Below are 15,589 nucleotides of genomic sequence, written 5' to 3' on the forward strand. Positions count from 1 at the left end.
GCGAGAAAGAGAGATTCCTATGTCGACCAACCGTCTGAACAGCATCATTCGCGCCTTCGAATCGGGCAAACCCGCGCATGCCGCTTTCGCCAAGCTCGATAAGCAGACCGCCATCGAAATGAGCGATTCGCCGTATGACGGCATCGTGTTCGAAATGGAGCACAACCCGTACGACGTGAGCGCGCTCGGCGACGCTCTGCAGTACATGCTCAGCCGCAAACAGATCGCCGAGTCCGGATCGGTGGCCCCCAAGGTGACACCGCTGGCGCGAATCCCGGCCAATGGCGTCGAGATGAACCAGAGCTTCGCCAAGCAGGTGCTGGACCGCGGTGCTTACGGCGTGATCTGGCCGCATGTGGCGACCGTCGAGCAGGCCTATAACGCTGTCGCGTCCTGCCGTTATGCGCGGCCGAAGAGCGCGCCGCTGTACGAGCCGAAGGGCGTGCGCGGCGACGGCCCGGCCAATGCGGCGCGCTACTGGGGCCTCTCGATGCAGGAATACTACGAAAAGGCCGACGTGTGGCCGCTGGCTTCGCAGGGCGAGATTCTCGTCGGGCTGATGTGCGAAAGCACGCAGGCCATCGAGAACCTCGACGATATTCTCGCCAACGTGCCCGGCATCGGTTTCATTCTGATCGGCGAGGGTGATCTGAGCCAGGAGTTGGGTTTCGCGCGGCAGTACGAGCACCCCGAGGTCGTGGATGCAATGCGCCGGATCGCCGAGACTTGCCACAAGCACAAGGTGGTGGTCGGCAATCCGCACGTCACGGCCAAGAACCATCGCCGCCTGATCGACGAGGGCTACCGCTTTTTGATGTCGGCGCCGCAGCGGACTTATGGCGTGGTCGGCCTCGCACGTGAAGTGGCAGGTTACTGATGAACGGCGCGGAAAGTCTGGTCGCGACCCTGGTCGATCAGGACGTGGACATCTGCTTCGCCAATCCGGGCACCTCGGAGATGCATTTCCTCGCGGCGTTGGGTAACAACCCGAAAATGCGCAGCGTGTTGTGCCTTTTCGAGGGCGTGGCGACCGGCGCCGCCGACGGCTGGTACCGGATGAAGGACAAGCCGGCCTCGACGCTGCTGCATCTCGGACCGGGATTGGCGAATGGTCTCGCGAACATCCACAATGCAAAACGCGCTTCGTCGGGCATGGTGAACGTCGTCGGCGAGCATTCGGTGTCGCATCTCAAGTACGACCCGCCGTTGACATCGGATATCGAAGGCCTGGCGCGGCCGCTGAGCCATTGGGTGCGGCGTGCCGAATCGTCGAACACCATCGGCTGGGACACCGCCCAGGCAGTGGCCACGGCGAGCGGGCATCCGGGGCAGATCGCCACGCTGATCTTACCCGGCGACACCTCGTGGCAGCAGGTCACCGGTGCTCCGGTGCTGCCGCCGCCCGTCGCGGCGAAGCGCAACACGCCGGGCGCCGAGCGCATCGAGCACGTCGCCCGCGTGCTGCGCTCGGGCGAGCCGACACTGATCATCCTCGCTAACAAAGCCACGCGCGGCGCGGCGCTCGAGAAGGCCGGCCGCGTGGCCGCGGCCACCGGCGCGCAACTGGGCTCGCAGTTTTTCACCGCGCGCATCGAACGCGGCGCGGGCCGCGTGCCGATGGCGCGCATTCCGTACGCGGTCGCGCAGGCCACGGCTTTTCTCAGCGGCTTCAAGCACATCGTCACAGTCGAGACGCGGGAGCCGGTGGCTTTCTTCGCCTACCCGGACAAGCCGAGTCTGTTGAAGAGCGAGGGCACGCTGGTTCATACGCTCGTCGAAGCCGATGAAGACAGCGAACTCGCCTTCGACATGCTGCTGCAGGCGCTCGGCGCGGATGGCGCCGCGCCGCTCGTGCAGCCGCGCATCGAGACGCCGGTGCCGACCGGCGCGCTCAACCCCACGAGCATCGCGCATGCGCTGGCCGCGGCGCTGCCCGAGCACTGCATCGTCGTGGACGAATCGCTGACGACGGGCCGCGAATCCATGAGCCTGACCATGGGCGCGCTGCCGCACGACCTCATCAACAACATGGGCGGCTCTATCGGTTACGCCACGCCCGTGGCCACCGGCGCGGCGCTGGCTTGTCCCGACCGGCGCGTGTTCTGCATGGTCGGTGACGGCAGCGCGATGTACACGATCCAGTCGCTATGGACTCAGGCGCGCGAGAGCCTGAACGTCACGACGATCATCTTTGCAAATAACAGCTACGCGATCCTGAAGGCCGAGTACGCCAACATGGGCGCGGGCACGCCCGGCGAACGCGCAATGTCCATGATCGATATCGACAAGCCGCGCATCGACTGGCTGGCCATGGCGAAGAGCATGGGCGTGCCGGCGGTGGCGGTGGACACGGCAGAGAGCTTCCACAAGGCGATGCGGGACTCGGTGCGCGAGCCCGGCCCCAGCCTCATCGAAGTCCGGCTGTAGTTGCAACTCGATCCAGAAGATTCAGGCAAAAGGAGTGAACTCTATGACAACGACGCAGACCGCGGCGCCGACGCTGCGCACCAATCTGTCCGAATACGCGGTGACGAGGGCGATGCGGGACGGACGGGTGACATCGGAGCTCGTAACGCTCGACTACTGCGGGCCGACGCCGGCGCACAACGGCTTCAAGGCCATGGTGCGCGAGAATAAGTTCGACGCAGGCGAACTCGCGATCGTCACGTTTCTGCAAGCCAAAGCTTACGGCAAGCCATACGTTCTGCTGCCGACGCCGATTTCAGGCCGTTTCCAGCATCATTGCGCCGGTTACAACCTTGACTTCGGACACCTCGATCCAAAAGATATCGAAGGAAAAAAGGTCGGCGTGCGGACTTACACCCAGACGACCGCGCTGTGGATTCGCGGCGTATTGCGCCATGAATACGGCGTCGATCTCGACAAGGTGACGTGGATGACGCTGGGCGATGGCCACCTTGCCGAATATAACGATCCGGCCAACTGCGAACGCCTGCCGGCGGGCTCGTCGATTCCGCAGATGATGCTCGATGGCGAGCTTGCCGCGGCCTTGCTCGGCGAGGACATGCCGAAGGACGAACGCGTACGCACGCTGGTACCCGACGCTCAGTCCGCGGCGAAAGACTGGTTTGCGCGCACCGGGGTCGTGCCGATCAACCACATGTTCGTGGTGCACGAGAAGGTGTCGAAAGAGCATCCTGAGGTCGTGCGTGAGCTCTATCGAATGATCGTGGAAAGCCGCTCGCTGGCCGAAGGGGTGCCGGCCGTGTTTCCGCCGATTGGACTAGAAGCGAACCGCAAAGGCCTGCAACTGGCAATCGACTGGGCGCTCGACCAGAAGATCATTCCGCGTCGCCTGTCCGTTGACGAACTTTTCGACGATGTGACCGGCAGCCTGGGGTGACAGACTGCTGACTGTCGAATAGAACAACGAAAACATGGGAGACGGCGTGACAGAGGCAACTCGACGGAAAGCGATAAGGCCTGAGAACCGGTGGGTCATTCTCGTGCTGCTTGCACTCGGGCTGATGATCTCTTTCGTGGACCGCACGAGCATGTCCGCTGCTCTCGCCGACCATCACTTCGTGCACGAATATGCGCTGACACATGTAGAGCGCGGCTGGCTCGGCTCCGCCATGTTCTGGTCCTATGGCCTGCTTCAGATGCCGATGGGCTGGCTGGTCGACCGTTATGGCGTGAAGTGGCCATACGCGATCTGCTTCCTGCTGTGGTGTCTTGCGGCGGCTGCAACCGGTCTCGTCACGACGCTTTCCGCTTTGATCCTCGTGCGTCTGTTGATCGGCGTCGCTGAAGCCGTAGTGGTGCCCGCCACGTATCGATACCTCGCCAACAACTTCGATGAAACCCGCAAGGGCACGGCTCTCGGGATTTACTCCATCGGAGGAAAGATGGGGCCGGCGCTTGGCGCGCCGATTGCCGCGTGGCTGATCGCGATCAGTTCGTGGAAAGCCATGTTCATTGTCACCGGCCTCGCCGGCCTGGTCTGGCTGATGCCCTGGCTGCTGATGCTCAATAACGATTTTCCGTCGTCGGCCGAGCTGGCGGCGGCCAGGCGGCGGGCGGCCTCGGTGCCGCTCGGCAATCTTCTTGCGAGTCCGGTGGTGTGGGGCGGCTTGATTACCAATTTCTGCTACAGCTATTTCGCGTTCTATTGCATGACGTGGATGCCGGCGTATCTCGTCGAACAACGCGGCCTTTCTTTGCAGCAGTCCGGGCTTTACACCTTCTTTAGTTTTGCCGGCATTGCGATCGTGGCGGCGTTCGCCGGATGGGCAGCGGACCGGCTGATCGCGCGTGGTCACGACGCCGTGCTGGTGCGCAAATCGTTCATCGTGGCGGGCTTTATCGGCGGCACGACGGTTCTGCTTGGCGCGTACGCGCCGTCGCCGCACATGGCGATATTCTGGAATGTGGTCTCTCTTTCTCTGCTGGGTCTGGTCACGGCAAACAATCTCGCACTGGTCAAACTCACGCTGATTCCCAAACAGGCGGTGGGCTTGAACACAGGCTTGCAGCAGGTGGCGACCAGCCTCGCAGGCGGCGTTTCAGCCAGCCTGTCGGGTTGGCTACTTCATCTGGGAGGCAGCTATACGCTGCCCATGCTCGCGATCTTCGTGTTTCTGATGCTCGGGGCGACCAGTACGGTGGTGTTGCTGCAGTGGAAATGGGCGCCGAAAGTCAATGAGAGCGGACACGGTGAGCAGCAGAACGAAGACATGGCGGCGAGAACATTGCTGAACGCCAATACGCTCAGCTCAAAAGATCGGCCGATAAGCCGCTGATTCTTGTCGATGCTCTTTTTATCCTGACGGTTAACGCACCGAATGTTGGCCTTTCGCAGCATCTGGTCGTGCTCTGATTTTATGCCGATAAGAAATCCCTCTATTCACTCACCTGGCCACGCGGCGGAAAGCGGGTTGTTATTGCCGCGCGATCTGAGCGTGCATTGCTCAATGTCATACACGCTGTCGAAAGAGTGGAAACCGGCATGACGGGCAGTCACGATACGTCGTCGCGGGCGCTTGGGGCTCGCGCGGGCAATGCGTCCTTGCTGCGGCAATCCGCATTGACGCGCTTCCTCATAGCTCGAGTCGGTTCCATCACGGCCCAACAGATGCTGATGCTGGCGATCAGCTGGCATATGTATGACCTGACATCCAGCGCCTGGTATCTCGGCCTTGTCGGCCTCTTTCAGTTCATGCCCGGCCTGGCGACAACATTCGTCGCCGGCCACTGCGCTGATCGCATGCATCGGGGCCGGATGGTCGCAGTCTGTCTCGCAGCCCAGGCCGCGACGGCCACGCTGCTCGCCATATCGACCATGTCGCACATCGTGACGCACGACCTGCTGCTTGGACTCTCGCTCGTTCTCGGCGCGATTCGGCCGTTTCAGATGTCGGGACAGCAAGCGCTGCTGCCGATGCTCATCCCGCAGACACTGCTGGCGCGCTCGATGGCGCTCAGCACGGTGGTGCAACAGGTCTGCGTGATCGCCGGGCCGGCGTTGGGCGGCATGCTGTTCGCGGTCGGCGTCAACGCCCTCTATCTAACCTGCACCGTGCTGTTCTGTGTGAGCGCTGTGATGTACGCGCTGATACGTTACGACTACGTTCCGCCGCCGCGCGAACCGGTCACCGCGGCGACGGTCCTTGCCGGCTTGCGCTTCGTCTCAAGCAACCCGCTATTGCTAGGTGGCATCTCTCTCGATCTGTTCGCGGTCCTGTTCGGCGGCGCCACCGCGCTGCTGCCTGTCTACGCAAAAGAGATTCTGCATGTCGGCCCGCAAGGTCTCGGCTTGCTACGCTCCGCGCCGGCGGTGGGCGCGCTTTGCGTTGGCCTCGTGCTGTCCCGGCGAGCCATCGGCAGCCGCGTCGGCAAGAAGCTGCTGATTGCTGTCGCCATCTACGGAATGTGTATCGTCGCTTTCGGGCTGTCGCGATCGTTTGTGCTATCGCTGTTACTACTGGCGATCTCAGGCGGCGCCGACACGATCAGCGTAGTGGTGCGGCAGACGCTGGTTCAACTGGAAACACCGGATCGCATGCGCGGACGGGTCGCCGCCGTGAACACGCTCTTTATCGGCGCGAGTAACCAACTGGGGGAATTCGAATCCGGAGCGACCGCCACGGCGTTCGGTGTGGTTGGCTCGGTGGTATTGGGTGGCTGTGCGACGATCCTCGTCAGTGTTGCATGGAGTCGGCTGTTCAAGCCGTTGGCCAGACGCGAAACGTTCACTGAATGAAGGGCAATGCGGCGTGCGACAAGATCTCACGAACAGGCTTGACACTCTGGTTAAGTCATCGTCCTTTAACTTCAATGGACGGCAACCACAACGCGCGTGATGATATCGATACCGCCTCGTCGGTTGCATAGCATGGAGATGCGAAATGAACGATAGGTGCAAATCCCTTCGGGTTCTTGTGAAAGACTGGTTTGGCAACGGCGAGAGTTTTCGCGTCACCCGACCTGATCGTTCGAGGAAAATGCCATGGCGAGCGGTGAGAGTGGAAGTAACCCGTTCGGCCGGACCGCTGGCGCTCGTCTTCTTTCGACATGACGACGGCGCGTGGTGCGTCTACCCACCCTCGACTGTTCATCCAACCATGAATTCGCTTCGGAACTAGCTGCACGATTTGACGCTGTCGCGCCTTTCCCCGACACGGAGTCCACGCTTGCGCGCCCCCTTCGAATTGAAGCGGAGCGCCCTCTATTCTCGCGGTATATACGTTAATGCTCGTCGATATTCTCGTTTCGACGAGCCGCCCCGCGCCCCCCTCTCGCTCTGTTCTGCAAAACCCACTCGATTAAATTCAATCCAGGAAAACAACATGACCCTTACCGGCGAAATGCTCATCGGATTTTCAGCGGTGCGAGGCACCGAGGGCGACAAGCGCGCATTCAATCCCGCCGCTAACTCGGATATCGCGGCGCCCGTGTTTGGAATGGGCGGCGCAGAGGAGGTCGAGCGCGCGGTTTCGCTTGCCGCCCAGGCATTCGACGTCTATCGGCAGGTCACGCTTGCGAAGCGCGCTGCGTTTATCGAAGCAATCGCCGAGAACATTCTGGCTCTGGGAGACGAACTGATAGAGCGAGCGCACGCGGAGACTGGATTGCCGGTACAGCGTCTGCAGGGCGAGCGGGCACGCACGGTCGGCCAACTGCGACTATTCGCGAAGGTCGTGCGCGACGGACACTTTCTCGGTTCGACAATCGACCGTGCGCAACCCGAGCGTCAGCCGTTGCCTCGCGTCGACCTGCGTATGGCAAAAATACCGCTCGGACCGGTCGCGGTGTTCGGCGCAAGCAACTTTCCACTTGCATTCTCGGTTGCGGGCGGCGATACCGCATCCGCGCTGGCGGCGGGTGCGCCTGTCATCGTCAAGGCACACGGCGCGCATCTCGGCACGTCGGAACTCGTCGGCCGCGCAATTCAGAAGGCGGTGAAGGAGCAGGAATTGCCCGAAGGTGTGTTCTCGCTTCTGTTCGGCGCCGGCCGCAAAGTAGGCGAAGCTCTGGTTGGGCATCCTCAGATCAAGGCAGTCGGTTTCACAGGCTCACGGCAAGGAGGACTCGCTCTGGTGCGCATCGCAAATGCTCGCCCCGAGCCGATTCCTGTTTATGCCGAGATGAGCAGCATCAACCCCGTGTTTCTGTTTCCGGGTGCGCTCGCGAGCCGCGCCGCAGCGATAGGCAAGGCGTTTGCCGATTCGCTGACAATGGGCGCGGGACAGTTCTGCACGAACCCGGGCCTCGTCCTTGCCATCGATGGACCGGACCTCGATCGGTTCATCGAGGCGGCCGGTAATGCGCTGGCTACCAAGCCGGCCCAGACGATGTTGACGCCCGGGATTTTCGATGCCTACTGCGAAGGAGCGAAAACCGTGGGCGATGTTCCGGATGTGAAGAAGGTGGCTCAGGGTGAGCCGGCGGGCGAGCGTCCGAACGCTGCGCAAGCGGCGCTCTACGTGACCGATGCGCAGCGCCTGCTTGCCTCGACAGAGCTCGAGGCGGAGATGTTCGGGCCCGCGTCGGTCGTGATTCGCGCCCGTGATCTCGATGAGTTGCTGAAGGTTGCGGCACACGTTGAAGGACAACTCACCATCACGCTTCAGATCGACGCGGTGGACCATGCCGACGCGCGACGCCTGTTGCCGGTGCTCGAACGCAAAGCGGGTCGCATTCTGGTCAACGGGTTCCCGACCGGCGTGGAGGTGTGTCACGCGATGGTTCACGGCGGCCCGTTCCCATCTACTTCGAATTCGATGTTCACATCGGTGGGAGCGGCGGCGATCGACCGTTTCCTTCGTCCTGTCTGCTATCAGGATTTACCTGATGCACTGCTTCCGGACGCCTTGAAGGAAGCTAACCCATTGGGCCTTTGGCGTCTCGTCGACGGAGAGTTCATCACGCCGACGCAAGCTGGGAGCTGAGCGGACTGACTTCAGTCGGCTGTAACACAACGGACTATGAATCTGCCGATATAGTATTTGGTATCTCCAGCCTCCAGACAAGCCGTCTCAAGAGTCATCGCACCCCGCTCTGTGGGGGCGGGTGCGTGTCAAGACTGCCGGTGCATTTGATTAGCGAACCCTGTTTGCAACGCGCGCCGGTGCACAGTACTTGCGAACCTCGCGGTCTCCGGAGCATGCAGATTCCATAGCGACCAGAAACTTCAGGCATCCTGCGTAGACGACTCGTCGATACGTGAATCTGTGACCAACGTCAACGCGACTCGCGAAAAACCGCCACCAGCTTATCCACGATGTGATTGAGCTGCTCGCGTTCCTCGGCGGACAGCATCGATAGCATTTCGGTCTCGAGCGACTGGCCCAACTCGTCGCTCGCGACACGCATGCTTAAACCGGCCTCGGTCGGCCACAACTCGAAGTGGCGTGCATCGTCCGGGTGAATCGTGCGACGCACGAGCTTGCGCGCGATCAGATCCGCCATCAGCTTCGACAGCATCGTCTTCTCGATCAAAGTCAATTCCTTGAGCCTCGTTGCCGTAATGCCCGGCGAGTCGCAAATCAGCCGCAACACCCGCAACGAACGCACATCGACACCACATGCCGGCCGATAGACCGCGTTGGCCCGGTTGATCATCTCCGTCTTGATCAGGTCCAGCTTGAAAGTGAGGAAATACGCAGACTTCGCCTCGGTGGAAACCTTGGCCTTGCGTGTCGCTGATGGCTTTCCTGCGGGCATTTCGATGATCCGGTTGAAGAGCGCGTCGGCTCTGTTTTCAAGGGCGTGGCTTGCTGATCGGGCGCCGTTTTCCTGTCCACCGCGATGATAGCCGACCCGCGCGAGAATCCGGGTTTACCTGATTTTTGATTGGTTGCCATTTTCAACTGTTTCGATATTCTACCAAAATCGATTCATCGGACCCCGGTGCGTTTTCCCGGCTTTTACATCACAGGTAGGGGTGGTTGCATGCAGAAAGATGTTGATCTCAGCGGGCTCGCCGAACAGATGCAAGTCTGGCGCCGCGATATTCACCAGCATCCCGAGCTGGGTTTCGAGGAGCACCGCACGGCCGCGAAGGTCGCCGATCTGCTGCGCGGCTGGGACATCGAGGTCGAGACCGGCATCGCTGGAACGGGCGTGGTCGGCACGATTCGCGGCAGCCTGGGACCCGGCTTGTCGCTGGGCCTGCGCGCCGATATGGACGCCTTGCCGATGCGCGAAAAAAGCGCCGTGCCGTATCGCTCTACGCATGACAACGTGTTTCACGGTTGCGGTCACGACGGCCATACGGCGATACTCCTCGGTGTCGCGAAGCACCTGTCGGCGCATCGCGCGTTTCGGGGCACGGTGCACCTGATCTTCCAGCCGGCCGAGGAAACCCTGCGCGGCGGATCGGCCATGATCGAAGACGGTCTGCTCGAGCGTTTCCCGTGCGACGAGGTCTACGCCTTACACAACAATAACGCGCTGCCGGCCGGGAAAGTCGGCGTTCGGGTCGGCGCTATCCTGTCGGCCTGCGATCTTTTTCGCATCAGCATCAAGGGCATCGGCAGCCATGCCGCCGCGCCGCATAAGTCGATCGATCCGATCGTCGTTGGCGTCAATCTGGTGCAGTCGATCCAGAGCATTGTCAGCCGCAACGTCAACCCGCTCGACACCGCTGTCGTCAGTGTCTGCAGGTTCCTCGCCGGCACGGCGATCAACGTCATTGCCGATACCGCCGTCCTCGAAGGCACGGTGCGCACGTTGTCGGTCGACGCGCAGGCACTGATCCTCGCGCGCCTGCGCGAGATTTGCGCTGGCGCGGCCGCCATGTTCAGTTGCGAAGTTTCGTTCGAACACCTGCAAAGCTCGCCACCCACCGTCAATTCGGCACAACAGACCGAGGTAGTGCGTCGTGCGGCACAGCAGGTCGTCGGAGTTGAAAACGTGATCGTCGATGTCGCGCCCTTGATGGCCTCGGAAGACTTTGCCTACATGCTGCAACAACGCCCCGGCTCGTACTTCTTCCTCGGCCACGATGGCCTGACGTGCCACCACCCCGAGTTCGATTTCGACGACAACACTTCACCAACCGGCGCCGCAGTCTTCATCGAAATCGTGAAACAGCGTCTCGCCTGACGCCGACATCGACGCATCGTACATCTGCGATCTGGAGAAAACGAAATGAACATGACGCCCACGCCGGCGATGGTCAGGAAAGTGGTGATTGCCTCGGTCCTCGGCAACGCCTTCGAGTGGTTCGATTTTGCGATTTACGGCCTGTTCGCCGTGACCATCGCGAGGCTGTTTTTTCCGGCCGACAGTGAAAGTGCGTCGCTGCTGCTCACTCTGGCCACCTTCGGTGTGAGCTTTGCGGTGCGGCCCATCGGCGGGGTATTGCTGGGGCTCTATGGCGACCGTGTCGGCCGCAAGAAGGCCCTCTCCCTGACCATCGCGCTGATGGCGGTCGGCACCGGCATGATCGGCCTGTTGCCGACCCATGCCGCGATCGGTATTGCGGCACCTCTCTTGATGGTGCTCGCCCGCTTGATTCAGGGATTCTCGGCCGGCGGTGAGTTCAGCGGCGCGACCACCATGCTGGTGGAGTTTGCGCCGGCCCATCGACGCGGCTACTACGGCAGTTTCCAGATGTGCTCGCAAGCGTTGGCATTCTCGCTCGGCGCGCTCGCCGCGTATGTGCTGACGGCTAACCTTTCGCCGCACGATCTCGACGCCTGGGGTTGGCGCCTGCCGTTCCTCTTGGGCATCCTGATCGGTCCGGTCGGCTGGCTGATCCGCCAGCGCGTGGATGAATCGCCCGAGTTCGTCGAGCATACGGAGAAAGTCAGGAGCAGCGGGAAAAGCGTCGCGAAGACGCCGCTCGCAACCCTCGTGCGGGATTATCCGCGCGCCGCGCTCGCCAGCATCGGCGTGGCGGTCGTGGGGACCGTGTCGGCCTACGTCTTTGTGTTCTTCCTGCCTATCTTCGCGAAGAAGCAACTGGGCTTGTCGACGGCGGACGTCAACCTGAGCACGTGTCTCGCCACCGTTGTGATCGTGCTGTGCTGTCCGTTAGCGGGCCATCTGTCGGACCGGTTTGGAAGACGTGCCATTCTGTTGCCCGCCATCGTCGCCTACGGCCTCGCGGCGTATCCGCTGTTTCACGCGCTGGTCGACGCACCGTCGTTTCGCACGCTGCTCGAGGTTCAACTTGGCGTCTCGCTGTTGATGAGTTTCTTCTGGGGGCCCACGCCTATCGTGCTCACCGAGATCTTTCCCGTCGGCGTGCGTTCGACCGGCGCGGCCGTCACTTATAACATCGCCGTGCTGCTTTTCGGCGGCCTCGCGCCGTTCGTGAATACGTGGCTCGTGCGCGTCACGGGCAGCAATATGGCGCCGATCTATTACGTCGAGGCCAGCGTGCTGATCGGTCTTGCGGGCGTGCTCCTGTTGCCGATGAAAACACGCGCCAGGTCAGTCGGGCTGGCGACCTGAGCGATGGACGTGCGCCATCGCGGAGGCATCGTGCTGCAGACATTACAGCGCGGTCACCTCTCGTAGATGTCGCACGCTTCGAGAAGGCGTCGGACTTCGCAATACTCATCGGTCTGGTGCGCCATGGCCGGGTTGGCCTGGCTGTCGGCCAAACTCGGCGGCGGCTAGCTGACGGCGCTGCCGATTGCGGAAACGCTCGACGAACTGACGCAACGGCACCGGCAGGTCCGTCAGGACGAAATCACGGCTGACATCGTGGAATTGGCGGCGAGTGCCGAGACTGCCGTTTGAGCGGACGCGTAGTTGATGTCTTGACGCAAGTCAATTGGCTTAAGCCGTTCGCGCCGATGATCTAAATGTCCGGGCGGTGTTTTCATATCGCGATGCCAGCGATGCGGCCGCGGCAAGATTTCGCAGCGAGTTGCGCGACAAGGTGTTACGCCAGGGAGAAGGCAAATGGGAGTTGGCATGCAGATCGTCTATCTCGGCTTCGTGGGAACGTCGCAAATCGAAGCCGAGGCGGCGTCTCAATTGATTCGTCTGGAACGTTTCTGCAACTCGATTGCGGGCTGCCACCTGGCGGTTGAAGCCATCCGCGTGACGCCGGATGGCTGCCGGAACGGCGCCTATGCCGGTGAAGCGCCCACACCGCTGTTCGACGCCCGGCTCGACCTGATCATGCGCGATGGCGAACTGGTCCCGGTCAGACAGTGGATACATGTCAAGCGAGACTACGTCAGCCGGCCTATAGTCAGTCGTACAGCAGTTCTGTGTCGTCCAACGGAGGCATGACATGAAAGCGCTCGTGTATCACGGTCCCGGCAACAAATCGCTCGATGACCGGCCGATTCCCAAGCTCGCCGCACCCGGCGATGCGATCGTCAAGATGACGCGCACCACGATTTGCGGCACCGATCTGCACATCCTTAAAGGAGACGTGCCGACTTGCGAGCCTGGGCGCATTCTCGGACATGAGGGCGTTGGCATCGTCCAGGAGGTCGGTGCGGCCGTCTCCGCGTTCAAGCCAGGCGACAGGGTGCTGATTTCTTGCATTTCTTCGTGCGGCAAATGCGACTACTGTCGGCGCGGGATCTATTCGCACTGCACGACAGGCGGCTGGATTCTGGGTAACAAGATCGACGGGACGCAGGCCGAGTACGTGCGTATTCCGCACGCCGAGACCAGTCTGTACCCGATTCCGGCCGGCGCTGATGAGGAAGCGCTCGTCATGCTCTCGGACATCCTGCCCACCGGCTTCGAATGCGGCGTGCTGAACGGCAAGGTGCAGCCGGGTTGCACGGTGGCGATTGTCGGCGCTGGCCCGATCGGCCTCGCCGCGCTGCTGACCGCGCAGTTCTATTCGCCGGCGCAGATCGTGATGATCGACCGTGACCGCAACCGTCTCGACGTCGCTAGCCGCTTCGGCGCCACGGCCTGCATCGACATCGGCAGTGCCGATCCGGTGGACGCCGTCATGCAACTGACGGACCAGACGGGTGTCGATTGCGCGATCGAGGCCGTAGGGATACCGGCGACGTTCGAATTGTGCCAGGCGCTCGTTGCGCCCGGCGGCGTCATCGCGAATGTCGGCGTGCATGGCGTCAAGGCCGATCTGCACCTGGAAAAACTGTGGGACCGCAACATCTCGATCACGACGCGTCTGGTCGACACCGTCAGCACGCCGATGTTGCTCAAGACTGTCCGCGCGAAGCGCATCGATCCCGCGCAGCTCATTACCCACCACTTCCAGCTAGAGGACGTGGCCAATGCCTATGACACTTTTGGCCGAGCGGCTGAAACGCACGCGCTCAAAGTCATTATCGAGGTGTCTTAGGCATTTTATGAAACCCGGTCCCCCTGACGTTCACGGCTGATCCAAGGAGTAACACGATGAGCAACTCGACTTACAACGGCGCGAAGGCTGCATCGATTGCCGGCTCCAAACCGCAGGCGCCGTGCAGTGAAGACCGGCCACTCGACGCAGCCCCACCGTCTGCATGAGCCTTCACAACGCTGCGTCCACGCCGATCGCCTGAACTGGCTCGCGCTGATAGCCCGTGGTCGCGAGCAGCAGGCGGCGCGTGTACTCATGTTCGACCTGTTGCGCGCGAATGGACGCGATATCGCACTGCTCGACGATCTCGCCATTGCGCATGACCGCGACGCGCGAGCAGAGAAAACCGACCACCGCCAGGTTATGGCTCACGAGGATCATCGTCAGGTTGCGTTCGCGATGAAGCCGTCGCAGCAGGTTGAGAATCTCGGCTTGCACGGACACATCGAGCGCGGACGTCGGCTCATCGAGCAGCAGCACGCGCGGTTCGACAATCAGTGCCCGTGCAATCGAGACGCGCTGCCGCTGGCCGCCTGACAACTGATGCGGATAGCGGAAGCGATACGCCGGACCCAACCCGACTTCGTTAAGCGCGTCGACGATGCGTTCGTCCTGCCGGTCGATGCCGTTGATGGTCAGCGGTTCGCGCAAGGTCTGATCGACTGTGAAGCGCGGATGCAGTGAGCCGTACGGATCCTGAAAGACCATTTGCACGTCGCGTCGAAACGAGCGGTCGATCTTTTCTCCGAGCACGTGCGAGCCGATCGTCATTTTGCCGCCAGCGACGGGCGCAAGGCCGGTCAGCGCGCGCAGGATCGTCGACTTGCCGGATCCGGATTCGCCGACCAGTCCGAAAACTTCTCCTTCGCCGACGTGAAAGCTCGCCTCGCGCACTGCGTCGAAGTAACCGGTCTTCGTCTTGAAGCGGACCGTCAGGGCGTTGACGTCGATCATACTGACGCTCCTGTCGATTGCGTGAGCCAAGCTGCGTCCCGCTTCAGCACGGGCAGTTCAGCGGGCGGATCGACGAGCGGGGGATTCGCCGCGAGCAGGCCGCGCGTATAAGGATGCTGGGCATGGATGAGATCGCGGGCCGCGCAGGTTTCCACCACGCGCCCCGCGTACATCACGACGACGCGGTCGCAGAAGGACATCACGAGCGGCAGATCATGGCTGATGAAAATGAGGCCCGTGTCGTGCTTTTCGATCATTTCGTCGAGAATCGCGAGCACCTGCATCGAGACGAGCACGTCGAGCGCGCTGGTCGGCTCGTCGGCGACGAGGAGCCGCGGGCCGGACGACACCATCATCGCGATCATCACCCGTTGTCCCATGCCGCCCGACAACTCGTGCGGGTACGCATCGGCGGCACGCTCCGGATTGCGGATGTGCACCGCTGCCAGCGCCGCGATAATCTTCTCGCGCATCTCGCGGCGGCCGAGCTTCGGGCCGTGCAGCTCGAACGCTTCGCGCATCTGCTGCGCGACGGTCATTACCGGGTTCAACGAGTATTTCGGATCCTGCAGGATCATGCCCATCTGCCGGCCGCACAGTTGCCGGCGCTTGCGTGCCGGCATCGCCAGCAGATCCTGGCCATCGAACTTCATCGCCTTCGCATGGCATTGCGCGGCAGGCGGCAGCAGGCCGAGCAACGCGCGCCCGGACAGCGATTTGCCCGAACCGGATTCGCCGACGATGCCAAGCCGCTCGCCGCGATTGAGCGTCAGCGACAGGCCGCGCACGGCTTCCGTCATTTCGCCGTCGTGGCCGCGAAAGCCGATTCGCAGGTCGTCGATTTCACACAGGGGTTCGGTCATATCGGCTGGCATG

At 62.0% G+C, this 15,589-nt stretch carries 13 protein-coding genes; 10 read left to right on the plus strand and 3 right to left on the minus strand.

The window, feature by feature from the left end; all coding sequences use genetic code 11:
• Nucleotides 1-19: 19 nt before the first annotated feature.
• The 6 genes from PQR54_RS36925 to PQR54_RS36950 all read left to right on the plus strand — a co-directional run bounded on the left by PQR54_RS36925 (nt 20) and on the right by PQR54_RS36950 (nt 8,411).
• Nucleotides 20-877: an HpcH/HpaI aldolase family protein gene (locus tag PQR54_RS36925; RefSeq protein ID WP_408254689.1), complete on the plus strand. Its 858-nt coding sequence runs from the start codon at nt 20-22 to the stop codon at nt 875-877.
• Nucleotides 877-2,427 carry an acetolactate synthase large subunit gene (locus PQR54_RS36930; protein WP_408254692.1) on the plus strand — a complete coding sequence of 517 codons (1,551 nt, stop codon included), beginning with the start codon at nt 877-879 and terminating at the stop codon, nt 2,425-2,427. The genes PQR54_RS36925 and PQR54_RS36930 overlap by 1 nt, the downstream gene beginning before the upstream one ends.
• Before the next feature lie 43 nt (nt 2,428-2,470).
• A complete protein-coding gene (locus tag PQR54_RS36935; protein WP_408254695.1) occupies nt 2,471-3,364 on the plus strand; it encodes a substrate-binding domain-containing protein in 894 nt (297 codons plus the stop codon).
• A 34-nt stretch (nt 3,365-3,398) separates the two neighbouring features.
• Nucleotides 3,399-4,763 carry an MFS transporter gene (locus PQR54_RS36940; RefSeq protein ID WP_408254698.1) on the plus strand — a complete coding sequence of 455 codons (1,365 nt, stop codon included), beginning with the start codon at nt 3,399-3,401 and terminating at the stop codon, nt 4,761-4,763.
• A 206-nt stretch (nt 4,764-4,969) separates the two neighbouring features.
• On the plus strand, nt 4,970-6,223 hold the full coding sequence (locus PQR54_RS36945; RefSeq protein ID WP_408254700.1) for an MFS transporter: 1,254 nt from the start codon (nt 4,970-4,972) through the stop codon (nt 6,221-6,223).
• A gap of 586 nt (nt 6,224-6,809) precedes the next feature.
• Nucleotides 6,810-8,411 (plus strand): aldehyde dehydrogenase (NADP(+)), encoded by a 1,602-nt coding sequence (locus PQR54_RS36950; RefSeq protein WP_408254702.1) that lies wholly within the window; start codon nt 6,810-6,812, stop codon nt 8,409-8,411.
• A gap of 292 nt (nt 8,412-8,703) precedes the next feature.
• On the opposite strand, the gene PQR54_RS36955 is transcribed toward PQR54_RS36950, so the two are convergent.
• Nucleotides 8,704-9,186: a MarR family winged helix-turn-helix transcriptional regulator gene (locus PQR54_RS36955; RefSeq protein WP_408254705.1), complete on the minus strand. Its 483-nt coding sequence runs from the start codon at nt 9,184-9,186 to the stop codon at nt 8,704-8,706.
• 228 nt (nt 9,187-9,414) lie between these two features.
• On the opposite strand from PQR54_RS36955, the gene PQR54_RS36960 reads away from it, so the two are divergent.
• The 4 genes from PQR54_RS36960 to PQR54_RS36975 all read left to right on the plus strand — a co-directional run bounded on the left by PQR54_RS36960 (nt 9,415) and on the right by PQR54_RS36975 (nt 13,759).
• Nucleotides 9,415-10,569: a M20 aminoacylase family protein gene (locus PQR54_RS36960; protein ID WP_408254707.1), complete on the plus strand. Its 1,155-nt coding sequence runs from the start codon at nt 9,415-9,417 to the stop codon at nt 10,567-10,569.
• Between the two features lie 45 nt (nt 10,570-10,614).
• Nucleotides 10,615-11,925, plus strand: coding sequence for an MFS transporter (locus PQR54_RS36965; RefSeq protein WP_408254710.1), 1,311 nt, complete (start codon nt 10,615-10,617; stop codon nt 11,923-11,925).
• A 468-nt stretch (nt 11,926-12,393) separates the two neighbouring features.
• Entirely contained in the window at nt 12,394-12,717 is a 324-nt protein-coding gene (locus PQR54_RS36970; RefSeq protein WP_408254713.1) for a hypothetical protein, read from the plus strand.
• Between the two features lies 1 nt (nt 12,718).
• Nucleotides 12,719-13,759 (plus strand): zinc-dependent alcohol dehydrogenase family protein, encoded by a 1,041-nt coding sequence (locus PQR54_RS36975; RefSeq protein WP_408254715.1) that lies wholly within the window; start codon nt 12,719-12,721, stop codon nt 13,757-13,759.
• Nucleotides 13,760-13,930: 171 nt separating this feature from the next.
• Here the strand turns inward: PQR54_RS36975 and PQR54_RS36980 are convergent, their stop codons facing one another.
• A complete protein-coding gene (locus tag PQR54_RS36980; RefSeq protein WP_408254718.1) occupies nt 13,931-14,713 on the minus strand; it encodes an ABC transporter ATP-binding protein in 783 nt (260 codons plus the stop codon).
• Complete coding sequence (locus PQR54_RS36985) at nt 14,710-15,588, minus strand: ABC transporter ATP-binding protein (RefSeq protein WP_408254720.1); 879 nt, start codon at nt 15,586-15,588, stop codon at nt 14,710-14,712. Before PQR54_RS36985 ends, PQR54_RS36980 begins: the two co-directional genes overlap by 4 nt.
• Nucleotide 15,589: the final 1 nt, after the last annotated feature.

Origin of the sequence: Paraburkholderia phytofirmans, assembly GCF_046028095.1 — a bacterium.
Taxonomy (GTDB): domain Bacteria; phylum Pseudomonadota; class Gammaproteobacteria; order Burkholderiales; family Burkholderiaceae; genus Paraburkholderia; species Paraburkholderia phytofirmans_A.

Coding starts and splice junctions, on each gene's coding strand:
- PQR54_RS36925 (WP_408254689.1), top strand. CDS start 20: ATGTCGACCAACCGTCTGAACAGCATCATTCGCGCCTTCGAATCGGGC.
- PQR54_RS36930 (WP_408254692.1), top strand. CDS start 877: ATGAACGGCGCGGAAAGTCTGGTCGCGACCCTGGTCGATCAGGACGTG.
- PQR54_RS36935 (WP_408254695.1), top strand. CDS start 2,471: ATGACAACGACGCAGACCGCGGCGCCGACGCTGCGCACCAATCTGTCC.
- PQR54_RS36940 (WP_408254698.1), top strand. CDS start 3,399: ATGGGAGACGGCGTGACAGAGGCAACTCGACGGAAAGCGATAAGGCCT.
- PQR54_RS36945 (WP_408254700.1), top strand. CDS start 4,970: ATGACGGGCAGTCACGATACGTCGTCGCGGGCGCTTGGGGCTCGCGCG.
- PQR54_RS36950 (WP_408254702.1), top strand. CDS start 6,810: ATGACCCTTACCGGCGAAATGCTCATCGGATTTTCAGCGGTGCGAGGC.
- PQR54_RS36955 (WP_408254705.1), bottom strand. CDS start 9,186: ATGCCCGCAGGAAAGCCATCAGCGACACGCAAGGCCAAGGTTTCCACC.
- PQR54_RS36960 (WP_408254707.1), top strand. CDS start 9,415: ATGCAGAAAGATGTTGATCTCAGCGGGCTCGCCGAACAGATGCAAGTC.
- PQR54_RS36965 (WP_408254710.1), top strand. CDS start 10,615: ATGAACATGACGCCCACGCCGGCGATGGTCAGGAAAGTGGTGATTGCC.
- PQR54_RS36970 (WP_408254713.1), top strand. CDS start 12,394: ATGCAGATCGTCTATCTCGGCTTCGTGGGAACGTCGCAAATCGAAGCC.
- PQR54_RS36975 (WP_408254715.1), top strand. CDS start 12,719: ATGAAAGCGCTCGTGTATCACGGTCCCGGCAACAAATCGCTCGATGAC.
- PQR54_RS36980 (WP_408254718.1), bottom strand. CDS start 14,713: ATGATCGACGTCAACGCCCTGACGGTCCGCTTCAAGACGAAGACCGGT.
- PQR54_RS36985 (WP_408254720.1), bottom strand. CDS start 15,588: ATGCCAGCCGATATGACCGAACCCCTGTGTGAAATCGACGACCTGCGA.